This is a genomic window from Bradyrhizobium sp. 31Argb (assembly GCF_043638955.1).
Lineage (GTDB): Bacteria > Pseudomonadota > Alphaproteobacteria > Rhizobiales > Xanthobacteraceae > Bradyrhizobium.
This window is the reverse complement of record NZ_JBEGDB010000099.1, coordinates 1-26,551: the sequence shown is the minus strand read 5'-3', so window position 1 is coordinate 26,551 and position 26,551 is coordinate 1. Positions and strand designations below refer to the sequence as shown.

The window sequence follows — 26,551 nt, the reverse complement described above, 5'->3', positions numbered from 1 at the left end:
TTGCTCCACCCGCGCCACTTGGCGTACAAAACCCTGAGACTCTAACCGCTGCTGGATGAAAGTTCAGTGGCAGGTCAGCAAGAAGTGGCAGGGGAGCTTCGTGGGCATATTTGATTTTATCACGCTAGAGCAGATTGAAAGCCTGCCTGACGACGATCCGCAAAACGCTTTTACAGAGTTTGTGCGGATCGCGCAGGCAAGCCTCGTCATCCTCACAAGAAACACCGACACAAGTCAGCAAGAGGGCTGGACCGAGCTCGAGGAATCACGCCACAGTTTCATGAATATCGTGATCGGAGCCGCTAAGAAGTATGAGATACAGCCATTTGCATCTTTGTCGGTGCCGCGGCTGCAGCAATTCGACGAAAAAGTTCATCGTCAATTTCAGGCTGATCTCGATCACTACCTGACCCAACTTCTGCTGGACAACAGCTCGCGATCAAAGCGCGACTCGGTCACTATCTCGCCGCAGCTCAAAACGTCGATACGCACTTATCTATTTCATCTCCGCGAGCTGATAGAGCGTTCGGACGATTTGTCCGACAGTCGCCGCGACGCACTCCTCAAGAAGCTAGCAGAATTTGAGGCGGAGCTGGAAAAGAAACGGCTCAACCTAATGGCAGTAACCGTGCTTGCAATCACGCTGCTTGCTGCCCCTGGAGGAATTTGGGCGTCTGCTGATGCAGCAGGAAAGCTGCTCAACAATATCATGCGGGAGATCGGAGAGGCGAAAGCGTCCGATGATTCGACTCGGCGTCTCCATTCCGCAGAGGCCCCGATGGCTCTTACCGGCCCTCGTCCCAACGATCCAGATCTTGTAGGAGCTTCCACTCGTAGCGGAAGGCGCGATACTTCCCTCGATGATGATATTCCTTTTTGACGATGTGCCAGCAGGCGCCGGGCGTGACGATTCAAAGGCGTTCACGGTCGCGACGGTTGCTGAAAGCTTAGCCCTTTGCACTTCCGTCCTTGAGCACTTGGGCAATACGTACGCCCGTCCAAAAGACCTTGGCATTTACGCCCATGACATACCCATTCCTCAAGGGTAGCGGGACAAGCGGTCGCTGCGTGGGAAAAAGGCGATAGGCGGTAGACACGCAGCGACCTAGATCCAATCTCCTATAAACATGTCCTCTGGATCTCGTTCCGCCAACCGAATCAGAGGATCCGTCAGGACCGTCTCGTTCAGCGTACCGGGTATCGTGGCGACACGAATATCGACAACGCGTACAGGAAAGTTCTCGGTGATGCGGTCGATCTCCTCTCTGAATCCAGAAGGCAGCCCGTTACGAGCAAGTCTGATCTGGACGAACGGCCGCTCGTTGACCGGCAGATCTTGCTGGAGATCCAATGCCGTCAGGTGGTCGCCAAGTTCAGTCAAACGCATATCACCGGATTCTGGTAGCCGCAGGAAAGGAACCGGCCGATTGATTGGGATATGCTCTGACGTGACCTGCGCACCGTCGAGGCTCACAAGCGTCACTCCATGAGCGTAAGGCTGCTCCGTTGCCGACAAGGGGATTAATGATCCCGAATAGCGAACGCTATCGCGACCTATGGCCTGGGCCTTGTGCAGATGACCAAGCGCGACGTAACTTGCTTCAGTCGGGAACACATCATGCGGCACGGCATGTTGACCGCCGACCAAGATCCGACGCTCGGCGCCCTCCGACTCGATGCCACCCGCGACGTGGAGATGTCCCGTAAGGACGAACGGCAAACCATCCATCTGCCCCCGTGACGTGTCGAGCAATTCCGCGTAAAGACTGCGTACTCCGGCGACGACGGGAGAGCCAGAGTCGCCATCCAGCCGCGTCAAATTCGGGAGGCAGGCGGCAGTTGGGTAGGAGAGCGCCAGCACGTGTGCGGCCATTGCACCGCTGGCGTCGAAAATCGGCACGACGTGTTGCGCCGCCTCGATCCGCCTATCGCGCCGCCGCACATTTCCAACGACGCGAATATTAAAGGCTTCTAACAAAGGCCGCGGCGCCTCCAACCGTCCGGCGGCGTCATGATTGCCGGCAACGATCACTACGGTCATTCGCGGCTGCGCCGCGGCTCAGCCGCACGAGCGCGTTGTAAAGGAGTTGCTGCGCCTCTCCTGACGGATTCTGACTGTCGAACACATCGCCGGCGACTACGAGCGCGTCGACATTCCGCTCGACGACGATCTCTTCGAGGCGTCCAAAAACCTGGCGGTGCTCGTACTCTCGAGAGAATCCACGCAATGTTTGACCGACGTGCCAATCGGCCGTGTGCAAGATGCGGATCATTCTTCCTCCGGCTCGTCCCTGCCTGCGTCTGCCCAACGAACGAGCAGTGCGCTCATGAGGAATCCATCAAGGACCACAGGCTAAGGACGTTCTGACTGATCGTCACACGAAGACCGGATGTTTAGAAGATCGTGCCATGTACCTTCCACACATCATCGACGACCGAGATGCCGGGGATCGCGCCGCCCGCACTAGGAAATTGCACATATTCCCCCTCTCCAGCTTGGCCCACATTTTCCAGGTAGTAGACGGAAGCATTGCCGGGCATCTGTTTGCCAAGACGCTTCAGGTAGGCGAAGTGGTCCGACGAATGAACGTCCGGCCGTGCCACGACGGCCAGGATCCGCCCCGCCAACTGGGATAGGTCGGGCGCTCGTCCAAGCAGCACATGGCCCTTGTCCGGCGCCACCGGAAAGGCGCTATCGCCAGCGACAACCGCCGCCGCGACCACCTGGGAGAGGATAGCCGAACCGGTTGCGGGAATCGCCTCGTCATGAGATTTGGCCGGCACCGTCTCGTCAAACAAGACCCCGACGATCTTGCTCAACGTGGCGCTGCTGCGCTGAACGAAGTGCGTCGGCGGTACGCGCGAACTCGCCGATGGCATGCTCTCCAAGACTATCCGCGATAAATCGGTCTTATCGATGCCGATGCGGCGTGCGTAGGTTTTCCCCGGCGTTTGCACGATAGCGAGGTCACCGTTGCGAACCTCGGCGGTCAGCGAGACGATCAGGGTCTGGCCGGGAAAGGCCACCAATCCCAATGTCGGCGCGCGCAGCGTGAAGAGCGAGATGTCGCCTAGCGACCCAAGCTCGAATTGGTCCTTTGCATCTTCGATGCTGGTGAGGGGAGCGCCGACCTCATGGGCGGCAAGCCGCCCGAGGACCGATATCGGCTTGGCCGGGAAGGGAACGACGTTCGGTTCGGCCGGAGCCCTCGTGGCCTCCGCCAGGGCTTGTTCCGGCGGCAATCGGCCCATGAACCTGCCATAGGCGAGCCAACAGGCATCGATCGCGGCGAAGACATCCTCATAATCTTGGCGGACGATATCCGCATCGACGGGCGTGAGCTGATCGGCCTTGCCGTGGTGCGCTTTGTTGATCGCGTCCCGGAATGGCGCACCGGCCTTCAGGGCAGGCAGCTCGATTAGCTTGCGGAACGGCTCTTCGTTGAATGGCCGCTCGCCTCTGTTTCGCGCGTTGGCGATCTTGCCGAGGAGATCATTCAGCGTCGGGTCTTTCAGGACTGCGGGATCGGACGCCAGCAAATCCCAAAGCTTAATCTCGATGCGGACGCGGACGGGATGAACGAATGCCCGTGCGAGCGTGACATCATTCGGATCGGCCTTTTGCCAGTGTTCGCCGCGCAGCCTTGCTTCATCGGCGACGGGCGCCAGACTGACGGTGCATTTCGACGTCGAGATCGCCGAAAACTCCCACACTTCGGTGCGCCGGCCGGGCGTGGTGGTATTGTGCGCGGAGACGAACGCCTCGATGGTCGGGATGAAGCCAAAATCGTTGCTGACGATCAGCGGGCTCATGTCCGCCGCGATCAGATGCGGAACCGTCGCTGCCAGATTGGCGACGTTGCCCGGATCGAGCAGATCCTGCGGATCATCCATCAAAATCGTCGAAATCCCTCCGGATCTCGCCCAGACCTGCTGCCATAGCGCAAGGACAAACGCCGACAAGTAAGCCCGCAAGGCCGAGGCGTTCATGACATGATGTGCCTCGACCAGATGCTTGCCTTGTGCCGCCAGGAACGTAAAGCCGTCGCTCTTGGCCGGGTCCAACCCCGCGTAGGCAGGTGCTTGCAGGAACTGCGCCTTGTACATGCGCTGCGACCAGGCCGTTGCCTGCGAGTCGAGATCCAGGATCAGACCGGCGACTTGATCGTGAACAAGGGCTGGAAAGCGCGTGAACGGCTCAACTGCCTTCGCCGCGCGATCAAGCTTTTCGATCCGCTCACACGCGGCCTTCCACTTCTCGCAGGTCAGCTTGAACTGGCCCAATTGGCGACGCACGCCGGCGAATGCCGTCGCCGCCTCGAGGTAGGTGTTAAGGACGCTCAGTTGCCCGGCAACCGCGCGCTGATTGGCTGGGACATCGGTTTCCGCCGCAGAGCGCAACACGCTCGCCACGGCGGACCTCGCGAATTCCGTGTTCGCGGCGCGATACTTGGCGAGACGAATCGCACGCCGCACCTTCTGGATCGCGCCTCGCAGGCCTTCGGCGTCGGGAATCTGTTGCGGGATGGCCGTGCTCGGCAACGGCGCGCGAACGGGTGCGTTCGCCCAGGCCATGCGGCACAGCTCGGCGACGCCGGGTGCCATCTTGCGAAGGACCGGCGGAAAATCCGGTTGCTCGAAGACCTCCTTGGACAACGCTGCCTTATAGACCGTCGCAAGGTCATCCGGCACATCGTCAGATACAAAGGGCTGCAAACTCTCCGGCAACTGTCCGCGCAGCCCACGCATGGCGTCGCGCTCCCATTCGGCGCCGGTCTTCAACAGTGCTGAATCCGCTTTGCGGGCCTCCCCTAGCGCGTCGGCTACGGCCTGATCCAGCAACGCGTCCCGAGGAATCGCCCCGGGTTGCGTGAGATCGCGATCGCAAACCGGACATGTCGAGAAAGGCTCCCCCGGATGAGCAGCCTCATGCCATCTAGCAACTAGGCCATAGAGGCGCAGCCGATCCGAACGACTGGCATCCGACAGGCGATTGACCAGGCTCTTGGCCTCGTCCTCGATGCCTTCGAGGACCTTTTCGGCAGATTCCAAGTCCGTCTCATGCAGCTCGCCGAGGTTCGCGGCGAGTTGCATGGACGGCAGTCCCCTCAAGGCGGCGCCGCTGAAACAGTTTTGAGCGGCCGTCAGCGCGTCTCTGAACCGCTTAATCTCGATATCCGACGTCAGGGGCGGCAGGCCGCCCAGAATCAACGTCGCTTCCTCGGCCGCCTGGTCCTCGACCGCCTTGAGGCGCTTCTCGGCGTCCGTGAGGCCAGCCACCCATCCCTCGCGATCGCTGTCGGCGGGAACGACGACGCAATCGAGGTTCGGCAGATCCTTCCCGTCCTTCAGAAGGTCGTCGAGGGTTTGCTTCTGGGCGCCCGCCGTCGTTTCGCAAGCTTCCTTCTCTAGCTTGGCCAGCTTCGGATACTTTTCGGTCAGCCGATCGTGCAGACGCCCACTCCGCACGCCGAAATGCGCCAACGGCCGCAGGCCGGTCAGTGTCGACACGGCTTGGGACAGCGTGGTCTTGTCATCGAAGCGGGTCGCGGCGGCGATGCCAGGCATCAGGATGCCGACCTGAATGGCCAGCTCGGATAGCCCCAATTTTTCTAGGCCAATCACGCCGGTCTTGAATCCCTTCTTACCCTCCCGCTGGAGGTGGCGCTCAACCACGACCTCCCTCCCGTCGATCAACGAGCGAAACGAGAGCCGAACCCATGTGTCGACCTTCGGCACGCCATCGACCGCTACCAGCTCCTGCTCCGTGGGAATTGGCACGATCACTGGGATGTCAAATACGCTCTTTTCCGCCTCGGCGCTGGCGGTTTGCACCGAAATGCACTCATGCAACGGTGCCGGCAGCCCCTGCGAACGGTATCCATACCCCGTCAGGCACCAGCACACGGCGCTGACCAGCGAGGTCTTGCCCGCCCCGTTGAACCCCCGAAACAGTGTGGCCGGTGCCGCGAGCTCAAGCTCGAACGGCTTGGGGTCTGAACCTCCCTCGGCGCAATGACGATGCAGCCCCCGGAAGCGATGCGCCTCGATCTTGGTGAGTTGCCATTTCTGAAATTCCGGCGGCGCCTTAGCCAGTGCTGACAAGGCTTTAGGTACATTGTCAAGGGCGACGAGAACGCGATCCACCTCCCCATCCTGAATGGCAGTGTCTTTATCCGGATTCCAGTACGCTCGACGGTCTTGATTGTAGAACGCGAGAACAGCGCGGCTACCACTCAACGGCAGGGAAAATGTCTCTCCGCTAGCAACGTGCAGAACCTCTCCCGCGATGAGGTGAGATACGACTTCATCGAGGGTCATGTCTGCAATATTATGTTCCATCTCCACTCCTAAAATTATTCTTTGATCACAACTGGCGCCACTTTCGGCCGATCACGGCACTGTTCGGCGAATACCCGTTCTCAAGGAGAACACCGAGCAGCCTCCTATGGTCGTGAAGGCAAACCGACTCATATTCCCGCTTTACTTCGGCTCTTAGCGGATCTCTTGTGCGGCATGACGCAGGTTTACTGCAGACTTCGGCCAAGATGCGCAGCTCCCGTAGAAACACCGCAGCCGGACGTGATTACTGCGAAGCCGGCGAAGCGTTGATGGTGTCCTGTAGTTTCTGGATGCGAGCGATGATCTCGTCGAACGATAGCGGCTTCTCATCGAACATCATCGGCGCCATATCGCGATAATCAGCGCGCAGATCCTTAAGCCGCATCTCCAACGGCACAAGCTGCAACGTGCCTGGCCGCGCGGTGTCGTAGCTCGCCCAGGCGGAGCGGAAAAACACCGCCTTGTGGTTGGCGATCTGCTCGAGCAGCGCGAAGTCGGCGGCGGCCGCCTTTCCGTCTTCGGTGTCGAGCAGCATCGCGATGTCGTAATAGTGTCGGGAAAAATATTGCGGCGTCGGGGCGTCCTTCGGACGGTGCGCCTCGGCGTGCAGCGCCGTGGCCTTTTCCCAGAAGGTGCGCCGCACTGACAGCACAGTCACGGTGCAATCCGCTTCCTCGAAGAAGTCGGGAAACTCATCCGCTGCATAGGGGCGGATGCTCTTCTCTTCGGTCGGCCACGGATCGCCGCGCGCGCCGAATTCCAGCTTCACCCTCGGCGTGATGTAGGCCATGCCTTGATACGCCTCCTTGGGCAGCGCGGTCGGGTAGTGAAAGTTCACGCTCTGCGGATCGCTCGGATCGATCTCCAAGGACCATTCGGCGTTTGTCGGCTCGCCGAGCTGCTTGGCGATCGCAGCGCGCAAGGCGGGCAGCAGCTTCTCGGCAATGTGCTTTTCGACGTCACCGACAAGATCCTCGATCAGCTTGCCCGCCTGCTTTTTGCTGATCCCGTCCCTTCCTGGATCGCGGTCGCCGGTGTAGCCAAGATCGGCGCGGTCGAACGACAGGTCGATGTCTTCGGAAAAGCGGCGGATCGCGCCGAAGGCCTTGGACAAGGAGGTCCCACCCTTGAAGACCAGGGTGGGCGCGTCTTCTTTCTGCAGCTCGAAGAGGCGTTTCAAGGTCCAGCAGACCCAGAAGTCCTTCTCGATGATGGTGTTGGCGACGCCACGCGCCGCGCCCGCCTCACCGAACAGAGCCGCGCGCTCGGCGTCATCGAGACCGGCGACCTTATCCATCGGCCCCACCGGAGATGGTGGCGATGGAGACGAGTGTCGGTCGCATCCATGCCGGCGCCCGGACGGCGCCCTTCGCGAGCGTCTTCTTGTCGCTCGCCGACAGCCGGCGCCCGGCGACGCGGGCGACATCGGTCGCCCGCACGGGGCCGAGATGCCGCAGAGCTTGAACGACGGTGCCGGCGAAGCTGCCCGGAGCGATCAGGTGTTTTGGCGAGGCGTGACGCAGATCAACGACCCGCTTGCCAAGCACGACACGGCGGGAGGGACCATCGGTCAGGTAGTTGTTCTTGGCCGGAACCTGGGTGGACAGGCCGAGCGCGTTCGCGGCGCGGGCGCCGGCGATCTGCACCTGCGAGCCCGTCTCCCGGGCGAGCGCCTGCGCGACGTCATCGGGCGCCGGCGAGAGCGGGCCGAGCTTCGGATGAAGCTTGGGGAAGTCGTAGAGGCCGCGCGCCAGACGTCGCAACTTGCCACCCCTGACCAGCCGGGACAGCGCCTGGTCAACGGCCGCGCGGCCGGCCACGTCCAGGAAATCGCTGGGCGTGAAGACGCCGCCGCGCCCGCCGGCGTGGGCGCGCTTCATGATCCGGTCCGGAACTGATGCGACGGGGGTTTTCATGTGTCAGAAAATAATATATCTTTTTCTGACATTCAAGGCCTCGTTCGGGCTCTTCCCCTCGGATGCGCAGACAGTAAAGGCGTGCGCCAGAGCCCCGGCCGGCGTTCGTTAAGGGGCGCCTACCTCGGCCCAATAAAGACGATCCTGCTCGGCCTTGAGCGCATCGAGGGTCACGTGGACAGGGCTGAGATCAACGTTGTACATCGGCAGCGGCCAACACCGGTACAGCGTGTCGACATAGTCTTGCGTCGCCGATTCCTGCGGCAGGCCCTCGGCAATCAGGCGCTCGAGGAGTTCGCGCGTCAGCCGCTCGGCATCCCACAGCGTCTCGCGCTCCTTGAATTCCGGTTCCCCCCAGACTTGGGAGCTCGCAGCCCTGCGAGCGTGAACATGCCGCATGCAGCCATCGCCTCGATCACCGCCGCGACCGCGGCATCCTCCGTCCAAAGGGGTTTTAATGGCCGGCGGGTGCATTCCAGAGCGGCGTGCCGTCCTCATAAGCTTCAACGTCCGCATAGAACTTGCTTTCCCGCCGATAGAGCGTCGAATTCGGCACAATGAACTCGCCCATGCTCCCCTCGAGATCGTGGGTGGTTCGCAAGGGCTCGACCGCTTTCCGCAAGCGCGCGATGTCCTCGCTCCACCACTCGGCAAGCTGGGCGTAAATCAATCGCTCCAGGTGACCGTAGAAGCGCCCGATCAGCATGCTGAGCTTGCCGGCGACGCGTTTCTCGGGGCGGCGCACCACATCCAAGAGGATGAGAATTTTCGCCGCCTCCTCCTTGGCGGATCCCTCGAGCCCTTCGGCTTCTCGCGGCTTCCCTCGCAATTCAACGGACCCGGACCAAAATCCCTTCGCGCTGGCGTGAATAATCGGAAGCCCTTCTGCGATGAAAGCAAGCCGATCGGTGGCCGACATTTGGCAAATGCGGCTAGCCTGTCTCTGTCCAATCTGCAGCTTTTTCATCATCGTCCTGGTCTTCGTCATGCGCCGGCAAGGGATCCGGAAACTCCCCGGCCAGCAGCTTGTCCTTGCTGAGCAGGCCTGCGTCCTCGAGCATCTCCATATCTGGCAGGTCGCGCAGCGTATCGAAGCCGAAATGCGACAGGAAGCCCTTGGTCGTCACGTAGGTGTAGGGCGCGCCGGGTTGCGGGCTGCGCGGGCCGCTCGCGATGAACCCCAATCCGCGCAAACGGGCGATGGTATCGCGGCTGACCTGCTTGCCGAAGAAGGATGACATTTCGCTGCGATTGATTGGCTGGTAATAGGCGATGCAGGCGAGGATCAGCGCTTCGGTCTGCGACAGGGCCTTGCCATCGTTGCCCGCGCCGATCGCAGCGCGGATCGCCTCGGCGAAGTTTTTCCGGGTGCGATGCTGCCAACCGCCGGCGACGGCAACAAGCTCGTAAGGCCGGCCGCGGAGCTCGTCGCGGATGTCGTCGATAATGAGATCGAGGTTGCAATCGCGGCCGACGACGCGCGCGAGCGTCTCGCGCGTTACCGGCTCGGGGGAGGCGAAGATCACGGCCTCGACCCGTCCCATCCACTCGCGCCAGCGCAGCTCCGGCGGCAGGTCGACCAGTTCAGTGTCGAGATCCGCTTTCGGTCGCGCGCGCCGTCCCATCTCAGAGCCCGTACAATCGAAAAGTCGGCCGTCCCGTGAGCTCGCGCACCGCGCCGAGCGACACCAGCCGTTCGAACAGCCGTCGCGTGCTGCGGTCGCTCGCCATCTTGCCGGCGCCGGTGGACTGGGCGTCTTCCACCATCAGGATCGCCACCATCATGCCGGCATCCCTGCCGCGCAGCTTCGGCGCGACCGCCAGCAGACGTGTCGCCCGCCGTGCGAGATCGTTGTAGAGGTCGATCGCGGCTACGGCGGCCGTCGTGTAGGCCGCACAGAGTGCGCTCATGACGACGGTCTCGCCCTCGAGATGCTGCGGCGCTTTGCGCAGCGCGCCGCGCGACAGATGGGCCGCAAGCAGCGGCACCGGCGCCGGCCAGCGCAGCTGGTGGGCGAGGACGGCATCGGCCAGCCACAGCGGCACCAAGTCCTCGTTCGGCAGCACGCGCCTGCTCGCAGCGATGATTTCCGCGGCGGCCAGCACCGGCATGATGTGCTGCTGCTGCGTATGTCGGCTGGCAAGTCCGACGATCTGGTCCGGCAGCGAGTTGAGGCGATGGCCGAGTGCGGGCGCCAGCGCAAATTTCCACTGCTCCACGTCACTGGAGGCCCGTTCGCCGAGCTTGCGCCAAGCGGCGAGAATACGCCCGCCGGGACCCGGATCGTCGTCCTCGCGGCGCAAGTACCAGTGGTCGCGCAGCGCCGCTTCGTCGTCCGTCCGCCCGCCCTGGCGCGCAAGCGTGGCGGCGCAGGTGAGCGCGAGACGTTGGCGCCACAGACTGCCGAGGGGATGCTCGTCGCGGGCGATCGGATGCAGCGCTCCCAGCGCGGCGCCGGCATAAAACACCGCGTCCGCGGCGGTGTCGGGCGGGGCGCGACGACGCAGCCAGCTAGGTGCCGGGGCGAAGGTCGGGGGCGGTTCGGGCATGATTCACGCGCGCGAGGGCATGGCTGAGCCTAACCGCGCGCGGCGCTTTGTGCCATCAATTTTACCATCAACCGCCGGGCCTGTCGGTGGATAACAACGATCGATAATGTTGCCTTATCGTTCGTTTTGCTCATGATAGAGAGAATGCCCGATCTCGCCGCCCAGACCTTCGAAAATGGTGCGCCAGAGCGCTCTCAGCCGCCTGAGAGCCCGGCTCCAGGCGTGATCTTTTGGCCGTCGACCCGTCGGCGCCCATCCTTGACCTCCACGACGACGCCTTCTAGAAAATAGCTAGACTGTCTAGCTAGGAACATGCAACATGGAATGGCCGCTGCAGGACGCCAAGAACCAGTTTTCCAAGGTGGTGCAGAAGGCCCGCCGCGAAGGCCCGCAGGTCGTGACCCTGCGCGGCGAGCGGGCCGCCGTGGTGCTGTCGGCCGCCGATTACGACGCGCTCCGCTCCGGCCGGCCGACCCTGGTCGACGACTTGCTGGCCGGGCCCAGCTGGGATGACGACCTGGCCGAGGCCGTGACGCAGCGCGCCAAGACCCCCAGCCGTGACGTGGCCTTCTGATGTATCTGGTCGACACCAATGTCGTCTCCGAGGCGCGGCGCGGCTCTGTGCAGGCCACCGGCTGGCTGCGCGCGGTCGATCCGGCCAGCGTTCACCTCAGCACCCTCACCCTCGGCGAGATCATGCGCGGCATTGCGCTCAAGCAGATGTCAGACCCGAAGGCGGCCGGCCACCTTGCCGAATGGCTGCGCAAGCTGCGCCACGACCACGCCGATCGCATCCTGGCGGTGACCGACCAGATCTCCGTCGAGTGGGGCCGCATCGCCGCGATCCGGCCGCGCGGCGATATCGACGGGCTGATCGCCGCCACCGCGATCGTCCACGACCTCATCCTCGTCACCCGCAATGTGGGGGATTTTGAGGATACGGGCGCCACGGTGATCAATCCCTGGGAGGCATCGGCATGAGCCACCCTCCAGCGACCGCTTCGGAACGGCTCCCGGCCGCCCTTTCTGACGCGGCTCAGACGAAGATCGACCCAGATCCTGCCGAGGCCCCCTCCCCTCTCCCGCCATTAAAAAACCGGGCCTGCCGGCACGCCCAGAACCCGATTAGGGCCTTCGGAGCAATCGCACCTTCCTAAGCGCCCTGAGGCGGCGGGAAGTCATTGAAGCCTTGCCATAGTTTCTCCCACGATCCAGCGCCCAGCATGACGAGAATGCGCATCCCGAGTTTCGTGCAATCGTGCGCGGGTGGTGTTATATAGGTGGAATATTGAAAAATAGGCACCAAGGAACTCCGACATGGCGCTGAGTATCAAAGATACTGAGACAGAAAAACTCGCACGCAGGCTAGCCGAGCGCACCGGAGAGACGATCACCCTCGCGACCAGGCGCGCTCTTGAGGATAGGTTGCGGCGGGTCGATGCCGACGTGACCAAGGCGAAGCTGCTTGAGGACATGGAAGCCATTCGGCGCCGCCTATCTGCCCTCCCGATCCTCGACCCGCGCAGTATAGATGAAATCATCGGGTACGATGAAAACGGCTTGCCGATCTGATGGTGATCGACTCATCCGCCATTCTGGCAGTTCTTTTGAATGAGCCGGAGGCCAGCGACTTTGAGCATCGCATTGCGGCCGACCCTGTCCGGCTGATGTCGGCAGCGACGGTGGTGGAAGCTGGAATAGGGATCGAATCAAAGTTGGGCGATGGCGGCGGCGCCGAGCTTGATCTCTGGCTGCATAAGGTTGGCGTGGAGATTGTTCCAGTCTCGGCTGGGCATGCCGATCAGGCGCGGCGGGCGTGGCGGCGGTATGGGAAAGGCCGGCATTCCGCCAAGCTGAACTTTGGCGATTGCTTTTCTTACGCTCTCGCCACCCTCACCGGAGAGCCCCTGCTGTTCAAGGGCAATGACTTCTCGCAGACCGACATCAAGGCGGCCTGAAGATGAACATCCTTCCTCCCGGTAGCGAAAACCTTCCCATCACTTCGGAAGCCGTGAGGGAGGGGGCCGAAGCCGCCTCCGCTGCCCTTCCGGCGCATCTGGAACGGCTGGCCGATCGCGCCCGCGATTATGTCGAGGCGGCGAGCTCGGCCAACACGCGCCGGGCCTATGCCTCCGACTGGAAGCACTTTTCCGCCTGGTGCCGGCGCCAGGGCCTCGAGGTGCTGCCACCCTCCCCCCAGACGGTCGGGCTTTACATCACCGCCTGCGCCTCCGGCGCCGCGACGGCCGATCGTCAGGCAAACTCGGTCGCGACGATCGAGCGCCGGCTCTCAGCGCTGACCTGGAATTATGCCCAGCGCGGGACACCGCTCGATCGGGCGGACCGGCACATCGTGACCGTGCTCGCCGGCATCCGCAACACCCATGGCGCCCCACCCCGGCAGAAGGAAGCGGTCTTGCCGGAAGACGTCATCGCCATGCTCGAAACCCTCAATCGCGGCACGCTGCGCGGCTTGCGAGATCGCGCCATGCTGCTGGTCGGCTTCGCCGGCGGCCTGCGGCGCTCAGAAATCGTCGGCCTGGATTGCGGACGCGACCAGACCGAGGACGGTCGCGGCTGGGTCGAGATCCTCGACAAGGGCATGATCGTCACCCTGCGGGGCAAGACCGGCTGGCGTGAGATCGAGATCGGCCGCGGCTCGTCGGATTCGACCTGCCCGATCGTCGCCCTGCAGACCTGGCTCAAGCTCGCCCGGATCGGTCACGGCCCGCTGTTTCGCCGGGTCCGCGGTCAAGGCAAGGATGTTGGTCCGGACCGCCTGGTCGACCAGCAGGTCGCCCGGCTGGTCAAACGCGCGGCGCTGGCCGCCGGCGTGCGCGCCGATCTCCCCGAAGGCGAACGCGAGGAAAAATTCGCCGGGCATTCGCTGCGCGCCGGTCTCGCCTCCTCGGCCGAGGTCGACGAGCGCTATGTGCAGAAGCAGCTCGGCCATGCCAGCGCGGAGCAAACCCGCCGCTACCAACGGCGGCGCGACCGGTTCCGGGTCAACCTCACCAAAGCGGCGGGCCTGTGACCGGGGAACAGTCCCTCCCCTCCTCCGGACACGACGGCCCACGGAGCTGACGGGCAGTTCCCCGCGGCCATTTGGATATCCAAATCTGGATATGATAGATATCTTCGAGGAGATATCTCATGCCCCTCTTCATTCGTGACGCACAGGTCGACGACCTCGCCAGCCGGCTCCAGGCCATGACAGGCTCGCGGACCAAAACAGAAGCCGTGCGCCTCGCGCTGGAGCACGAGATCAAGCGCCAAACCGAGAATATGCTGCCGAGCCAACGAATCGGCAATGCTCTCGCGATCGTCGCTGGCATTCGGGCCAACGCTGCGGAGCGCGGCCTTGCCGGCACGGACGATTTCGACATGAAGGCCTTCACCGACGAGATGTGGGGCGTCTGATGTTCCTCGATGCCTCGGCCATTGTTGCTATTCTCGGCGGCGAACCCGACGGGCCCGAGCTCGCCGGCTGCTTGAACGGCTCGAAAACGGGCTTCTTCGTCTCACCCCTCGTATTGTTCGAGGCGTCCGCATCGCTTTCGCTTGCCGCGAAGCTCGCCCGCGAAACCGGCTTACCGCGCGACGCCGCCCTCCTCGCCAAGGCGGAAACCGCGGTGCGGGAATTCGTCACCTCGCTCGGCGCCCAGGAAATGTCCGTCTCGCCGGATATGGTCGCAAGGCCCTCGAAGCGGCGCAGACCTATAGCTGCCTGGTCGACCATCCCGCGCAGCTCAATTTCGGGGACTGCTTCGCCTATGCCTGCGCCAAGGCCTACCGAATCCCGCTCCTCTACAAGGAAAGCGACTTCGCGCAGACGGATCTCCGATAGCGACGGGCAGCTTTGCGGAAGGAGGCGGGCCGGTAGTGGCATGTTGGATCCTCCGCCCCTCGCCAGGTCGCGTCATCTTGGCCTGGGAAGCGGAAATCGCGCAAGCCGTACCCCTCGCCACTCACGAATTCAGGCTCGGTCGACGCGGCAACTCAGGCGACGCACGCATATTCCTCATCACCTCACCCATCGCCATTTGGAGCTCGTCCTGGGCGTCGTTCAGTCCGACATGGCCTGTGTAAGCCGCGAGTGCCGCGAATTTCAGTGCGGCTAACATGGCAGCTTCGCTGCCCAGCTCCCGTGAGACCTGCTTCGCCGGATGTTTCTCCAGCACAAAAAGTGCCGACTGGGTGATCGTTTGCCCGATCTCGTCGATCAGATCGTCGAACGCAGCAAGCTCAAGATCGTCTTCCGAGCGGCTCGGCCGCGGCAATGGCGGGGTGTTTCGGACGGCAAGCGTCACTTCGCCCACCACCTCGTCCACCAGGCCAACGATCTCGCCGGCGCGCGCGTCGAGTTCGTCCCATGGGATGCACCGTGTCCCAAGGCCTTCCTGGGCGCGGTGTTCCGCCGGGGTCCGTGCCGCGATGCGGGCGTTGATCGTGAGACCTGAGCGATCATCGCCAAAGATCGTCATGATCCGCACACGAGCCGGGCGGTCGCTGAGGCGGCGCAACTCATCGGCCCGTTCGAGGGCCGCCGCGATCGCGCCGCCGACAGATGTCGTGTCTCCCGTCAAATCACCCTCTCCCATCCCTTGTTGGCCCGAAAAACCGTAGCCGAGTCGGCTCCAACGACGGAGTCATTCCTGGCCCCGTTTCGGGTCATTTCGGCCGCCTGGTCAGGGAGGCGCGCAATTCGGCACTGGCCTGGAAGGCGCCGGTTTGCGTGGGTTTCCCGGGTTTGAGGCTGGCGGGACCGCTGCCCGTCGGCGGTGGGGTTGGCTTCGACCCGTCGAGCTTGGCGCGCAGCAAGGCCATGATCATCGGCCAGACCGAGAATTTCCCGGCCTTGGCGCGGTCGGTCAGGCTGCGCAGATAGCCGCCGGCGCTGCTGATCTGGTCCGCTTTCTGGTGGATCGCGGCGAGCGTGATTGCGGCCTGCTGCTCACCCAAGACCTCCCGCGCGTCGTGCCACGCGCTGGGGCTGATCCCCAGCATCGGCCGGGCAAGCTCCGCCGCGGCCACCAAATCCTTCCAGTGCCGGATTTCGCCGCCCTTGATCAGCCAGCGCATGTTGGGACAGGCATCCAGCACAATTCCCAGCGGGAGCTCGCGCTTCGGCAAGCTCCGCAGGTTGTGGTTCGCCGCGGCGTTGCCGCCCGCTTCATCTTCCCTCGCGAGGCCTCTTTCAGATTCAGATGGAATATCTGGGTTTGAATTCTGTATGTGGCGACCAGAATGGGACTCATTGGCGTCCAGATTCTGTGTTTTCGCAAACGTTTCCAACAGCTCACGGATCTCGCGCCAGAGCGTTTCCATCTCGCCGCCGATGCTCTCCAGGAGCTGCCGTGGTGCAGTCCGGGGAATCCGCCCGGCGATCCCTTGGTAAGCCTGCAGAAACCGCTTCCAGTTTCCCGGCACGCCCTCCTCAAGCCCGGCTTCGATCATCTTCATGATGTCCCGGCGCAGGATGGTCAGGCGCTCCTTGGCTACGCGGAACGCCTTCTTCTCGACCTGGACGGTTTCCGCGAGCGTCTTGTACTCCTCGGCACGAGCCACCATCGGCGCCAGGTCAAAGCCATAGGCCTGCTCGATTTCTCCGCCATGCCCTTTGCGCGCAAAGCGCTTGCCGTTCGGGCTGTCCCTGCGAATGATCAGACCGCAGTCGACCAGGACGGCGAGATGCCGGCGCAGCGTTGTCGGCGGCATCCCGTTGGCCCGCGCCATCAACTGCTCGTTGGAGGGCCAGACGATCAACTCGCTGTTTGCCTCGAGCGCGGTCTCGGGATGGAATGACAACAGCGCGTGCAGAATCGTCAGCGCACGGTCGGTGGCGCCGAGAACCTGGCGCGCCTCCTTGATGTGCTGAAAGACGTGCCATTTGTGAACAATGGCCATCTCAGGTTTTGCCTTCGCGGCCAGCTGGCTTGAAATCATGCCGAGCGTCATCGGCCGCCGCCCAAAGGGCGTCGTTGATATGGATTGCGTCATGGTTGTGTCTTTCAGCTTTTAGGCAAAGCGAAAGCGCTCACCAAAACGGTGTCCAACGCCTCGAAGAGGCTCTTGACTGTGATTCGCGGAAGTGAGATTCTCGTTGCCGCCAAACATACGAGAGAGGCTTCCGGGACACTGTTTCGGGGGCCTTTCTTTTTACCGCATGCTACCTCTGTGTTTGTTGCGCCATCGTCCGGCTTCGGCCGAGGCCTCCGCCCTTCCCGCCGCCCAACCAAACCTTGTCATCTGACAAGGTTTGACCGCGCGCCGAAAATCACTCAGTGCCCTCCCGGTCAAAAAATCTTTCCACCAGACCCGGCAGCTCTTCCTCGAGGAAGGCGCCGAACTCAGACGCGTGCTTGTCGGAGACGGTAAGTTTGATATCGCCCTTTGAGAATGTCGCTTTGCCTAAGACCCTTCCTGCCGGGCTACGCAGCTCGAACTCATTATGAGATCGCGCCGGCGGCTGCCTTACGGCTGCAAAGACGAGCTTGAATCGATCGTCGGAGGGCAGCGTCGAAACCTTGTCAGCTGACAAGGTTTTGCGCACCCGATCCAACGCAGGCGGGTCTTCTCCAATCGCAGTCGCGAGCGCGACCCAGCGGGGCCGGCCCGCCTTCGGCGCCCGGCCTATCGCCTCGATCACCTCGACCGGGACGGCTCGGCAGACCGCCCGGAGGCGAGCAAGCTCCGGGTCGTCGATCGAAAGAGCGGCTCGGATGTCGCGGGGCTTGATCCCGGCCTGATCCATTCGCCACGTGAAAAGCGCGCGCTCGATCCAGCTCAGATCCTGACGTGCCGCGTTCTCGATACCCTGGGCGACGACAAGTTCGCTGTCCGACAGCGCGACAACCGTGGCTTTGACTTTGATGCCGAGATCCAAGGCCGCCCGCCAGCGCCGATGGCCATAAACGACTTGGTACCGGCCATTGGCGATCGGATGCCGCCGGACTTGGATCGGCACCTTCTGGCCTTCTTCGGCGATGAGTTTCTTGAGCGCTTCGAACTCGACCTGGCTGTCATCGGGCAGCCGGTCTGGGAAAGGCGATGGATCGATAGAGGAGGGATCGAGCTCCGAGCCGCCACCGGCGTCGACCAGCGCTTGGAGCCGGTCACGCTCTCCTCGCAACTCCGCCAGCGAACGCTGTGTTGCTCCGATCACCCCGGCTCCAACACGGGCCGGAGGTTGGATCGGCGTATCCGCGCTCGGGGAAGGAGAGGGGCTGGACGGCGCCATCTCGGGCTCGGAGAACGAGCCGAAATTGGCGAGGATCGATCGACCTGAAGGACGTTTATTGGTCATGCGCGCCCCCAAGCCCGAGCGATCAGTGCGAGGATCTGATCATTAACCGCATCAATGGATTCTCGTGCGCGCTTGGTGGTCGCGGCCGAGATGTTGCCCGGTTCCAGCTCATAGAGCGTGCGCTTCGCCAAACCAGCGGTCTCGATGGCTGAGCTTGCGATCGCGGTTGCTGTCAGCACGTCTTCCGTGAACAGGTGCCGAAGCATGGTCACGACCCGGACTTGAGATTGGTCGAAAGGATCGTGCCGGGTCACGACATAGCGAAGGAAGTCCTGCTTCATCGTCGCGCCGGCTTCGCGGATGACCGATATGAGATCGCCCATCATCAGCAAGAACTGGCTCATCGACATGACATCGAGCATTGCAGGGTGGACTGTCACGAGGAGCCCGGTCGCCGCATAGATGGCACCCAACGTCAGGAAGCCGAGCGAAGGTGGCGTGTCGAGGATGATGACATCGTAGGCGTCTTCGACGTCCGTCAATGCGAGGCGCAATCGTTCGAAAAAGATGCTCTCGGAGTCCGCCTGCCGCTTCGACAAATACCGCGGCGTCTCGTGCTCGTACTCCATTACCTCGATATTTCCGGGAATGAGGTCGATACCAGTGAAATAGGTCGGCCGGATGATGTCAGCGATGGGTCGACGCTCGTCGTCGTAGCGCAGGGCCGCATAGATGGTCTCGTTCTGCTGGACATCGATCTCCGGCTGCGCACCGAACATGGCCGACAACGACGCTTGGGGATCGAGGTCGATCGCAAGGACGCGATAGCCCTGGAGAGCCAGATAGTGGGCAAGGTGCGCGCTGGTTGTCGTCTTGGCACTGCCACCCTTGAAATTCGCGACCGCCAGAACCTGCAGATGCTCGCCTGGCTGACGATGAGGCAAGAACCTCAAGGCATCTGCCGGACGCTGAGCGGCAAACAGCTCGCGAAGCTCATTAATCTGCGCGAGCGTATATGCGCGATGGTTGTTCTCCAGCCGGGCGGGAAGGGGGCCTTTCCCTTCGTTCGACATCAACTTGAGAGTCGATTCCGGAATCGAGGTCAGCTTCGAGACCTCATGGGTCATAAAATGCCGTAGACTTTTCTGAGCGTCCGGGGGATACATCTGCTGACGCCTCGCCTGCAGATGTTCAGAGAGCATTCCCGCGTGCCGGATAATCTTGTTGGCGGGATCTTCAATTTGAATATCGGTCCGGGCCTGCGCTTCCATTGCCGATTCATTCCTTCGCTGTCGGCCAGTAGGCAGTTTGTCGCCCTTTGCCCGCTAAAGCTAGGTCACGATTCTCGGCTTTCGTCCAGTCCTTTAAGGTTAACAGACACTTAACGGCGCCTTCTCGCAGCACAACGTAAGCCGCTGATTCGTACTAATTTGCTCAATGTTATCGCGGGCTTATCTTGCAGGCCCAAACGCCGCGATGACGTTTCGTCCCCCCGTTAATCTTACAGTCCAGGCGTATCCTTTTGCCGCCGGATTTCGATCGCCGACAGACCCAGAATCGACGCCCACGAAGCGACTCACGCAACTGGGAGCTCGCCGGCCCCCCGTTAATTCAACAGAGGGTCCGAGCCGCCGCACCATGCTGACTTACCTCCGTTCACGAGAACGCGACGGAGGATTCGGCGAATGCGGGCAATTGCGATTGATGCCAACGAACACGGCGGATTGGGGTCTCTGGTCGATGAGATGCATCAGTTGCGCGCCCGGGTGTTCGCTGGCCGGCTCGGTTGGCGGGTAAAGATTGAGAACGGCCGCGAGCGCGATGAATACGACGCGCTCGACCCGACCTACATCCTGGCCCTGACGGAGCGCGGCGACCTTGCCGGCTGCGCCCGTCTGCTCCTGAGCACGGGCCCAACCATGTTGTCGTGCACCTTCCCGCAAGTGCTCCCGGGGGGGGCGGGCCACGGGGCAAATCCACCATGGTCGAGAGTTCGCGCTTTTGCGTCGACACGCGAGGCGAGAGGAGGCCAGGCCGGTTCCTGCGGTCCGACCTGCGCCGCGTTCAGCGCGTCGCTGCGTGAGCGATGGCGGGCGATTGCCATGACCGAACTTCCTTCGCATCCGCGGCTTGTCCGCAAACTCCAGGACGCGCTTGGCGACCAGATCTGCGCCGCGCTCGATGATCCGGCCGTTGTCGAAGTGATGCTCAATCCAGACGGCCGGCTTTTCATCGAACGGCTCGGCCACGGAATGGCAGCGGCCGGAAACTTGCCTGCCGCGACCGCCGAGATCGTTATCGGCAGTGTCGCGCATGCGCTGCAATCGGAGGCCGACGACGAGCGTCCGATCATTTCAGGCGAGCTGCCGATCGGCGGTCATCGCTTCGAAGGTTTGCTGCCGCCCGTCGTCGGCGCCCCCACATTCACAATCCGAAAGCGGGCTTCGCGTCTGTTCGATCTCGAGGATTACGTGACGCAGGGCGTGATGACGGCGGACCAGCTCGCGGTCATCCGCAACGCCATCGGATCGCGCCTCAACATCGTCGTGTCGGGCGGCACGGGCTCGGGTAAGACCACACTCGCCAATGCCGTGATCGCGGCGATAGTCGCGCACGCGCCTGAGCACCGCCTTGTCATTCTCGAAGACACGGCCGAGATCCAGTGCGCCGCCGAGAACGCCGTCTCGCTTCACACGAGCGACACGATCGATATGGCGCGCCTGCTCAAGAGTACGATGCGGTTGCGACCCGATCGCATCATTGTCGGGGAGGTACGCGACGGTGCGGCACTCACGCTGCTCAAGGCCTGGAACACCGGCCATCCCGGCGGCATCACGACTATCCACGCCAATAGCGCAATTTCGGCGCTGCGCCGTCTCGAGCAGCTCACGGCCGAAGTCAGTCAACAGCCCATGCGCGAGGTCATCGGCGAGGCGGTCGATCTGATCGTCTCGATCGAACGAACGGATCGCGGCCGCCAGGTCCGCGACGTGCTCCATGTCGAGAGCTTCTCGGCGGGCCAATATCAAACCCAATCCTACGCCCGGAAGGAGGAGCGCCATGTCGCTTAACCGCATGATGATTGTAGGTGCCGGCAGCATGCTGCTCGCACTCGTGATGTTGGATCCAGTTTTCGCGTCGACCAGCGGCGGCGGCAATCTTCCCTGGGAGAGCCCGCTTCAGCAGATCCAGCAATCGATCACGGGGCCCGTGGCTGGCTTCATTGCCCTTGCGGCCGTTGCGGTTGCCGGCGGCATGTTGATCTTCGGCGGCGAGCTCAACGATTTCGCGCGACGCCTCATGTATGTCGTGCTGGTCGCCGGCATTCTCCTCGGCGCCACGCAGATCGTCGCTCTATTCGGCGCAAGCGGCGCGTCGATCGGCGACGTCGCGCCCACGATGCCCCTTGGCAGAAGGGCAGGGGATCTCGGTCATGGCTGAGGTCGGCGCCAATCTTCGACGCAATCGAATCCATCGCGCGCTGTCGCGGCCGAACCTGCTGTTCGGCGCAGACCGCGAGCTCGTGCTGCTAACTGGCCTTGCCGCCGTCATCCTGATCTTCGTCGTGCTCACCTGGTACGCCGCAATCCTCGGCGCGGCGATCTGGATCGTTGTCGTCGCGGCGCTTCGGATGATGGCGAAGGCCGACCCGATGATGCGCCGGGTCTATGCCCGTCACATCTCCTATCGGCCTCACTACCGGGCGACCTCGACGCCCTGGCGTCGATACTGAGGTCCGCTCATGGTCGCGCTGCGCTCCTTCCGTCACTCTGGCCCGTCCTTCGCCGATCTCGTGCCATATGCCGGGCTCGTCGCGAACGGGATCGTGCTGTTGAAGGACGGCTCGCTGATGGCGGGCTGGTATTTTGCCGGGCCGGACTCGGAGAGCTCGACCGACGCTGAGCGCAACGAGGTCTCGCGCCAGATCAACACCATCCTGGCGCGCCTCGGCTCCGGCTGGATCATCCAGGTCGAGGCGGTGCGGGTGCCGACCACGGATTATCCGGCGCGGCAGGACTGCCATTTTCCCGATCCGGTGACGCGCGCGATCGACGACGAACGCCGCAACCACTTCGAGCAGGAGAGGGGACATTTCGAGAGCCGCCACGCGATCATCCTGTCCTGGCGGCCGCCCGAGCGTCGCCGCGCGGGTCTCGCGCGCTACATCTATTCCGATGCCGAGAGCCGATCGGCCTCCTATGCTGATACGGCAATCGAGAGCTTCCGCACCTCGATCCGTGAGGTCGAACAGTATCTCGCCAGCGTTCTGTCCATCCGGCGCATGGAAACGCGCGAGATTGAGGAGCGCGATGGCACGCGCATAGCGCGCTACGATGAATTGTTCCAGTTCATCCGCTTCTGCATCACCGGCGAGAATCACCCGATCCGCCTGCCGGACATCCCGATGTATCTCGACTGGCTGGCTACGGCCGAGCTCCAGCACGGCCTGTCGCCGATGGTCGAGAACCGCTTTCTCGGCGTCGTGGCGATCGACGGCTTTCCAGCCGAGAGCTGGCCGGGAATCCTCAATTCCCTCGATCTGATGCCGCTAACCTACCGCTGGTCGTCGCGCTTCATGTTCCTCGACGACCAGGACGCGCGGCAGAAGCTCGATCGCACCCGAAAGAAGTGGCAGCAGAAGGTCCGCCCCTTCATCGACCAGCTCTTCCAGACGCAAAGCCGCTCGATCGATCAGGATGCGGCCGCCATGGTGGCTGAGACCGAGGATGCGATCGCGGAAGCCTCTTCGCAACTCGTCGCCTATGGCTATTACACGCCGGTCATCGTGCTGTTCGACGAGAGCAGCGCGCGCCTGCAGGAGAAGGCCGAGGCGGTCCGTCGCCTGATCCAGGCCGAAGGTTTTGGCGCGCGCATCGAAACGCTGAACGCGACGGAAGCCTTCCTCGGCAGCCTGCCGGGCAATTGGTACGCCAACATCCGCGAGCCATCAACACGCGTAACCTCGCCGACCTGATCCCACTCAATTCGGTGTGGTCGGGCAATCCGACCGCGCCATGCCCGTTCTATCCTCCGGGCTCCCCGCCGTTGATGCAGGTCGCATCCGGCTCCACACCCTTCCGGCTGAACCTGCATGTCGACGACGTCGGCCATACGTTGGTGTTCGGGCCGACGGGTTCCGGCAAGTCGACATTGCTCGCACTGATCACTGCGCAGTTTCGGCGTTATGCCGGTGCGCAGATCTTCGCCTTCGACAAGGGCCGTTCAATGATGCCGCTGACGCTGGCCGCCGGCGGCGACCACTACGAGATCGGCGGCGATGACCTCGACGGTGCGGCGGCGCTCGCGTTCTGTCCATTATCGGACTTGTCAACGGACACAGATCGGGCCTGGGCGGCAGAATGGGTGGAGACGCTCGTTGCCGTGCAGGGCGTCTTGATCACGCCCGATCATCGCAACGCCATCTCGCGGCAGACCGGCCTGATGGCCGAGGCGCGCGGACGATCGCTGTCGGATTTCGTGTCGGGCGTGCAGATGCGCGAAATCAAGGATGCGTTGCATCACTACACCGTCGACGGTCCGATGGGTCAGCTGCTCGATGCCGAGAGGGACGGCCTGCAGCTCGGATCGTTCCAGACCTTCGAGATCGAGCAGCTGATGAATATGGGCGAGCGCAATCTCGTCCCGGTCCTGACCTATCTGTTCCGGCGAATCGAGAAACGGCTGACCGGCGCGCCAAGCCTGATCATTCTCGACGAGGCCTGGCTGATGCTCGGCCATCCCGTCTTCCGCGACAAGATCCGCGAATGGCTGAAGGTGCTGCGCAAGGCCAACTGCGCGGTGCTGCTCGCCACGCAGTCGATCTCGGATGCCGAGCGCTCCGGCATCATCGACGTGCTGAAAGAGAGCTGCCCAACGAAGATCTGCCTGCCGAACGGCGCGGCGCGTGAGCCCGGCACGCGCGAATTCTATGAGCGCATCGGCTTCAACGAGCGGCAGATTGAGATCGTCGCGACCGCGGTGCCCAAGCGCGAATACTACGTCGCTTCGCCAGAAGGCCGTCGCCTCTTCAACATGTCGCTCGGCCCTGTCGCGCTCTCCTTCGTCGGCGCGTCCGGCAAGGACGACCTGAAGCGCATCCTGGCGCTGAAGAAGGCCGAGGCCAATTGGCCCGTTCACTGGCTCAAGGAAAGGGGAATCGGCCATGCCGAGTCGCTTCTCGCCGTTTCGTAGGGCGCTCATCGTCGCCATCATCATCGGACCACCCGCCGTGGGTCCGGCATTGGCCGGCGCCGCGGCCGGCGGCTCCACCGAATTCACGCAGATCCTTAACAATGGCGAACTGGTGAGCCTCGTCGGCCATTCCACGACGCAGATCAACAACCAGATTCAGCAGATCTCGCAGCTCGCCCAGCAGATTCAGAACCAGCTCAGGATCTACGAGAACATGCTGCAGAACACGGCCCAGTTGCCTTCGCATGTCTGGGGGCAGGTGGAGAACGACCTCAAGCAGTTGCAGAACATCGTCAACCAGGGCCAGGGCATGGCGTTCTCGATGGGCAACATCGACGACGTGCTCAAGCAGCGCTTTCAGAGCTACGCGCAGTTCAAGACCAATCTGCCAAACGGCGCGAGCTTCGGTTCGACCTATCAGACGTGGTCGACGACGAACCGCGACACGATCTCAAGCACGCTGCAGGCGGCGGGTCTCACCTCCCAGCAGTTCGCGACCGAGAGCTCGACGATGGCGCAACTCCAGACGGCCTCCGAGAGCTCCGACGGACAGATGAAGGCGCTGCAGGTCGGCCATGAGATCGCCGCGCAAGAAGTCGCCCAGATGCAGAAACTACGGGGTCTCGTCGCGCAGCAGACCACGATGATGGCGACCTGGTTCCAGTCCTCGCAGGCGAGCAAGGATCTGTCGCAGGCCCGCCGCGAGCAGTTCTTCAAGGCAACAGCGCCAACGACCACCGGCGGCCAGACCATGGAGCCCCGTTGGTGAGACCGTCCACGATCATCATCGTCGTTATCGCGATTGGCGCCTGCGCTGCAGGGGCCTGGCTGGTCTTCGCGCCGCGCGCGCCGGTGCCGGCACGGGGCGCGGCATCGCGCGCAAGCGACTTCTTCAAACCCCCGCAGGACTACAAGACGTCCGGCGGCCAGCAGATGAAACCGCGTTGGTAGAGGAGGGGGCGGGGATGCGTGGGATTAAACCAGGGCTCGCTCTGATCATTGCGATCGGCATTGTCGTGGCTGCGCATCCTGCCTTGGCGCAGCAGGACGGCAGCGTTCTCACGACGCTTCAAAATTCGGTGACGACGGCCGCGAAGGGCTGGCAGACGACCGTCATGCAGGCGGCGAGGTCGTTGTTCTGGATCCTCGCGGGCATCGAGGTCGGCCTTGCCGCGGTCTGGCTCGCCATTCAGACCGCCGCCCTCGACGCCTGGTTCGCCGAGATGGTGCGGCGGATCATGTTCATTGGCTTCTTCGCCTTCGTGCTCGACCAGGGACCGAATTTCGCGAAAGCGGTCGTCGACAGCCTCTATCAGATCGGTGCTGGCGGCGGCTCGGCATCGCCCGCGGATGTGTTCAACGCGGGTCTCAAGGTCGCCTCCGCGATGTCGCATAACGCGCAGTTCGGCCTCTTCCAGGACAATGCGCTGGCGATTGCCTCAGTATTCGCGATGGTGATCGTGGTGATCTCCTTCTCGCTCGTTGCGGCGATCTTCGTGGCGGTGATGGTCGAGATGTATGTCGGTCTGCTCGCCGGCATGATCATGCTCGGCCTCGGCGGCTCGTCCTTCACCAAGGATTTTGCCATCCGCTATCTGGTCTACGCCTTCTCCGTCGGCATGAAGCTCATGGCGCTGGTAATGATCGCCAAGATCGGGTCCGACGCCTTGCTGAACCTCGCCAACCAGACGGGCACCGGCAACGACGCCTTTGTCGGGACGCTGGCGATCGGTGGCATCTCCGTCGTCGTCTTCATCATCTCGATCTACGTGCCGAATATCGTACAAGGCGTCGTGCAGGGCGTCTCCGTCGGCAGCGGCATGGAAGTGGTGAAGCATGCGGGACAGGCGGCGAGCTTCGCGGCTGGCGGCGCCAGCCTCGCCCTGGGAGGCGCGAGGGCAGGGGCAGCCGGGTTCAGCGCCGCGCGTGCCGACGGCGCCTCGTTTGGCGCAGCCGCCCTCAAGGCCATGACGCAAGGCATCGGCTCGGCGGGCGGCGCGCTCGCCTCCGCCGCGCGCGACCAGGCCATCGGCGCGCCAGGCTCCTTCGGTACGTCGACGCTAGGCCTCGCCAACGCCAAGCTCGATCAGCGGCGCTCGCAGCGACAATCGACTGGAAAGACTTGAGCCGATTCAACCCAATAGGTGATCAGTGGAGACCCTTTCTCGAATGGCCGCGCGCAATCCGCCCGACAACCCCTATCTCGCCGCCCGACAGGAATGGAACGAGCGCTAGGCCGTGTGGACTCTTGGGATTCTCAAATCAGATTGAACGTGATTCAAGGCTTTCTTTTAGGAGGAAGCCT

26 protein-coding genes and 2 pseudogenes are annotated in these 26,551 nt (G+C 62.9%); 15 read left to right on the top strand and 13 right to left on the bottom strand.

Annotated features, from left to right (window positions below; genetic code table 11):
* The first annotated feature begins 55 nt into the window (after nucleotides 1-55).
* Nucleotides 56-880 (top strand): hypothetical protein, encoded by an 825-nt coding sequence (locus tag AAFX91_RS20100; RefSeq protein ID WP_394567587.1) that lies wholly within the window; start codon nucleotides 56-58, stop codon nucleotides 878-880.
* 225 nt (nucleotides 881-1,105) lie between these two features.
* Here the strand turns inward: AAFX91_RS20100 and AAFX91_RS20095 are convergent, their stop codons facing one another.
* The 9 genes from AAFX91_RS20095 to AAFX91_RS20055 all read right to left on the bottom strand — a co-directional run bounded on the left by AAFX91_RS20095 (nucleotide 1,106) and on the right by AAFX91_RS20055 (nucleotide 10,808).
* The gene (locus AAFX91_RS20095; RefSeq protein ID WP_394567586.1) at nucleotides 1,106-2,041 is read right to left on the bottom strand and encodes an exonuclease SbcCD subunit D; all 936 of its coding nucleotides are present in this window, start codon (nucleotides 2,039-2,041) and stop codon (nucleotides 1,106-1,108) included.
* Nucleotides 2,010-2,273 (bottom strand): exonuclease subunit SbcD, encoded by a 264-nt coding sequence (gene sbcD / locus AAFX91_RS20090; RefSeq protein WP_394567585.1) that lies wholly within the window; start codon nucleotides 2,271-2,273, stop codon nucleotides 2,010-2,012. Before sbcD ends, AAFX91_RS20095 begins: the two co-directional genes overlap by 32 nt.
* A 121-nt stretch (nucleotides 2,274-2,394) precedes the next feature.
* Nucleotides 2,395-6,342, bottom strand: a complete 3,948-nt coding sequence (locus AAFX91_RS20085; RefSeq protein WP_394567584.1) for an AAA family ATPase — start codon at nucleotides 6,340-6,342, stop codon at nucleotides 2,395-2,397.
* Nucleotides 6,343-6,586: 244 nt separating this feature from the next.
* Nucleotides 6,587-7,639, bottom strand: coding sequence for a nucleotidyl transferase AbiEii/AbiGii toxin family protein (locus AAFX91_RS20080; protein WP_394567582.1), 1,053 nt, complete (start codon nucleotides 7,637-7,639; stop codon nucleotides 6,587-6,589).
* Nucleotides 7,632-8,222, bottom strand: coding sequence for a DUF6088 family protein (locus AAFX91_RS20075; RefSeq protein WP_394567581.1), 591 nt, complete (start codon nucleotides 8,220-8,222; stop codon nucleotides 7,632-7,634). The genes AAFX91_RS20080 and AAFX91_RS20075 overlap by 8 nt, the downstream gene beginning before the upstream one ends.
* Nucleotides 8,223-8,366: 144 nt before the next feature.
* A complete protein-coding gene (locus tag AAFX91_RS20070) occupies nucleotides 8,367-8,657 on the bottom strand; it encodes a hypothetical protein (protein WP_394567580.1) in 291 nt (96 codons plus the stop codon).
* 55 nt (nucleotides 8,658-8,712) lie between these two features.
* Complete coding sequence (locus AAFX91_RS20065) at nucleotides 8,713-9,177, bottom strand: hypothetical protein (protein WP_394567578.1); 465 nt, start codon at nucleotides 9,175-9,177, stop codon at nucleotides 8,713-8,715.
* 13 nt (nucleotides 9,178-9,190) lie between these two features.
* Nucleotides 9,191-9,883: an SMC-Scp complex subunit ScpB gene (locus tag AAFX91_RS20060; RefSeq protein ID WP_394567576.1), complete on the bottom strand. Its 693-nt coding sequence runs from the start codon at nucleotides 9,881-9,883 to the stop codon at nucleotides 9,191-9,193.
* A 1-nt stretch (nucleotide 9,884) separates the two neighbouring features.
* Complete coding sequence (locus tag AAFX91_RS20055; protein ID WP_394567575.1) at nucleotides 9,885-10,808, bottom strand: DUF1403 family protein; 924 nt, start codon at nucleotides 10,806-10,808, stop codon at nucleotides 9,885-9,887.
* A gap of 319 nt (nucleotides 10,809-11,127) precedes the next feature.
* On the opposite strand from AAFX91_RS20055, the gene AAFX91_RS20050 reads away from it, so the two are divergent.
* From AAFX91_RS20050 to AAFX91_RS20025, 6 genes are all read left to right on the top strand, one after another.
* Nucleotides 11,128-11,382, top strand: coding sequence for a type II toxin-antitoxin system Phd/YefM family antitoxin (locus AAFX91_RS20050; RefSeq protein WP_394567574.1), 255 nt, complete (start codon nucleotides 11,128-11,130; stop codon nucleotides 11,380-11,382).
* Complete coding sequence (locus AAFX91_RS20045) at nucleotides 11,382-11,789, top strand: type II toxin-antitoxin system VapC family toxin (protein WP_394567573.1); 408 nt, start codon at nucleotides 11,382-11,384, stop codon at nucleotides 11,787-11,789. The genes AAFX91_RS20050 and AAFX91_RS20045 overlap by 1 nt, the downstream gene beginning before the upstream one ends.
* A 336-nt stretch (nucleotides 11,790-12,125) precedes the next feature.
* A complete protein-coding gene (locus AAFX91_RS20040) occupies nucleotides 12,126-12,380 on the top strand; it encodes a type II toxin-antitoxin system VapB family antitoxin (RefSeq protein WP_394567572.1) in 255 nt (84 codons plus the stop codon).
* Nucleotides 12,380-12,766, top strand: coding sequence for a type II toxin-antitoxin system VapC family toxin (locus AAFX91_RS20035; protein ID WP_130584415.1), 387 nt, complete (start codon nucleotides 12,380-12,382; stop codon nucleotides 12,764-12,766). Before AAFX91_RS20040 ends, AAFX91_RS20035 begins: the two co-directional genes overlap by 1 nt.
* Nucleotides 12,767-12,768: 2 nt before the next feature.
* Nucleotides 12,769-13,842 carry a tyrosine-type recombinase/integrase gene (locus AAFX91_RS20030; RefSeq protein ID WP_394567571.1) on the top strand — a complete coding sequence of 358 codons (1,074 nt, stop codon included), beginning with the start codon at nucleotides 12,769-12,771 and terminating at the stop codon, nucleotides 13,840-13,842.
* Nucleotides 13,843-13,961: 119 nt separating this feature from the next.
* Nucleotides 13,962-14,228 (top strand): type II toxin-antitoxin system VapB family antitoxin, encoded by a 267-nt coding sequence (locus tag AAFX91_RS20025; protein ID WP_130584276.1) that lies wholly within the window; start codon nucleotides 13,962-13,964, stop codon nucleotides 14,226-14,228.
* A gap of 548 nt (nucleotides 14,229-14,776) precedes the next feature.
* Here the strand turns inward: AAFX91_RS20025 and AAFX91_RS20020 are convergent.
* The 4 genes from AAFX91_RS20020 to repA all read right to left on the bottom strand — a co-directional run bounded on the left by AAFX91_RS20020 (nucleotide 14,777) and on the right by repA (nucleotide 19,325).
* Nucleotides 14,777-15,394 carry a hypothetical protein gene (locus tag AAFX91_RS20020; protein WP_394567570.1) on the bottom strand — a complete coding sequence of 206 codons (618 nt, stop codon included), beginning with the start codon at nucleotides 15,392-15,394 and terminating at the stop codon, nucleotides 14,777-14,779.
* 85 nt (nucleotides 15,395-15,479) lie between these two features.
* Nucleotides 15,480-16,808, bottom strand: a complete 1,329-nt coding sequence (repC, locus tag AAFX91_RS20015) for a plasmid replication protein RepC (RefSeq protein ID WP_394567569.1) — start codon at nucleotides 16,806-16,808, stop codon at nucleotides 15,480-15,482.
* A 277-nt stretch (nucleotides 16,809-17,085) separates the two neighbouring features.
* On the bottom strand, nucleotides 17,086-18,114 hold the full coding sequence (gene repB / locus AAFX91_RS20010) for a plasmid partitioning protein RepB (RefSeq protein ID WP_130230072.1): 1,029 nt from the start codon (nucleotides 18,112-18,114) through the stop codon (nucleotides 17,086-17,088).
* Nucleotides 18,111-19,325 carry a plasmid partitioning protein RepA gene (gene repA, locus AAFX91_RS20005; RefSeq protein WP_394567568.1) on the bottom strand — a complete coding sequence of 405 codons (1,215 nt, stop codon included), beginning with the start codon at nucleotides 19,323-19,325 and terminating at the stop codon, nucleotides 18,111-18,113. The genes repB and repA overlap by 4 nt, the downstream gene beginning before the upstream one ends.
* Before the next feature lie 414 nt (nucleotides 19,326-19,739).
* On the opposite strand from repA, the pseudogene AAFX91_RS20000 reads away from it, so the two are divergent.
* The 8 genes and pseudogenes from AAFX91_RS20000 to trbL form a co-directional block, all read left to right on the top strand.
* Nucleotides 19,740-20,003: pseudogene (locus AAFX91_RS20000) on the top strand (acyl-homoserine-lactone synthase); the annotation flags it as partial.
* A 153-nt stretch (nucleotides 20,004-20,156) separates the two neighbouring features.
* Nucleotides 20,157-21,125: a P-type conjugative transfer ATPase TrbB gene (trbB, locus tag AAFX91_RS19995; RefSeq protein WP_130230068.1), complete on the top strand. Its 969-nt coding sequence runs from the start codon at nucleotides 20,157-20,159 to the stop codon at nucleotides 21,123-21,125.
* 28 nt (nucleotides 21,126-21,153) lie between these two features.
* Complete coding sequence (locus AAFX91_RS19990) at nucleotides 21,154-21,495, top strand: TrbC/VirB2 family protein (protein WP_394567588.1); 342 nt, start codon at nucleotides 21,154-21,156, stop codon at nucleotides 21,493-21,495.
* Complete coding sequence (locus AAFX91_RS19985; RefSeq protein ID WP_027584282.1) at nucleotides 21,488-21,787, top strand: conjugal transfer protein TrbD; 300 nt, start codon at nucleotides 21,488-21,490, stop codon at nucleotides 21,785-21,787. Before AAFX91_RS19990 ends, AAFX91_RS19985 begins: the two co-directional genes overlap by 8 nt.
* Nucleotides 21,788-21,796: 9 nt before the next feature.
* Nucleotides 21,797-24,246 (top strand): annotated as a pseudogene (locus AAFX91_RS19980) (conjugal transfer protein TrbE).
* Nucleotides 24,218-25,015: a P-type conjugative transfer protein TrbJ gene (gene trbJ, locus AAFX91_RS19975; protein WP_394567567.1), complete on the top strand. Its 798-nt coding sequence runs from the start codon at nucleotides 24,218-24,220 to the stop codon at nucleotides 25,013-25,015. Before AAFX91_RS19980 ends, trbJ begins: the two are co-directional and overlap by 29 nt.
* Complete coding sequence (gene trbK, locus AAFX91_RS19970; RefSeq protein WP_394567566.1) at nucleotides 25,012-25,197, top strand: entry exclusion protein TrbK; 186 nt, start codon at nucleotides 25,012-25,014, stop codon at nucleotides 25,195-25,197. The genes trbJ and trbK overlap by 4 nt, the downstream gene beginning before the upstream one ends.
* Before the next feature lie 14 nt (nucleotides 25,198-25,211).
* Entirely contained in the window at nucleotides 25,212-26,372 is a 1,161-nt protein-coding gene (trbL, locus tag AAFX91_RS19965; protein WP_394567565.1) for a P-type conjugative transfer protein TrbL, read from the top strand.
* The last annotated feature ends 179 nt before the right edge of the window (nucleotides 26,373-26,551 follow it).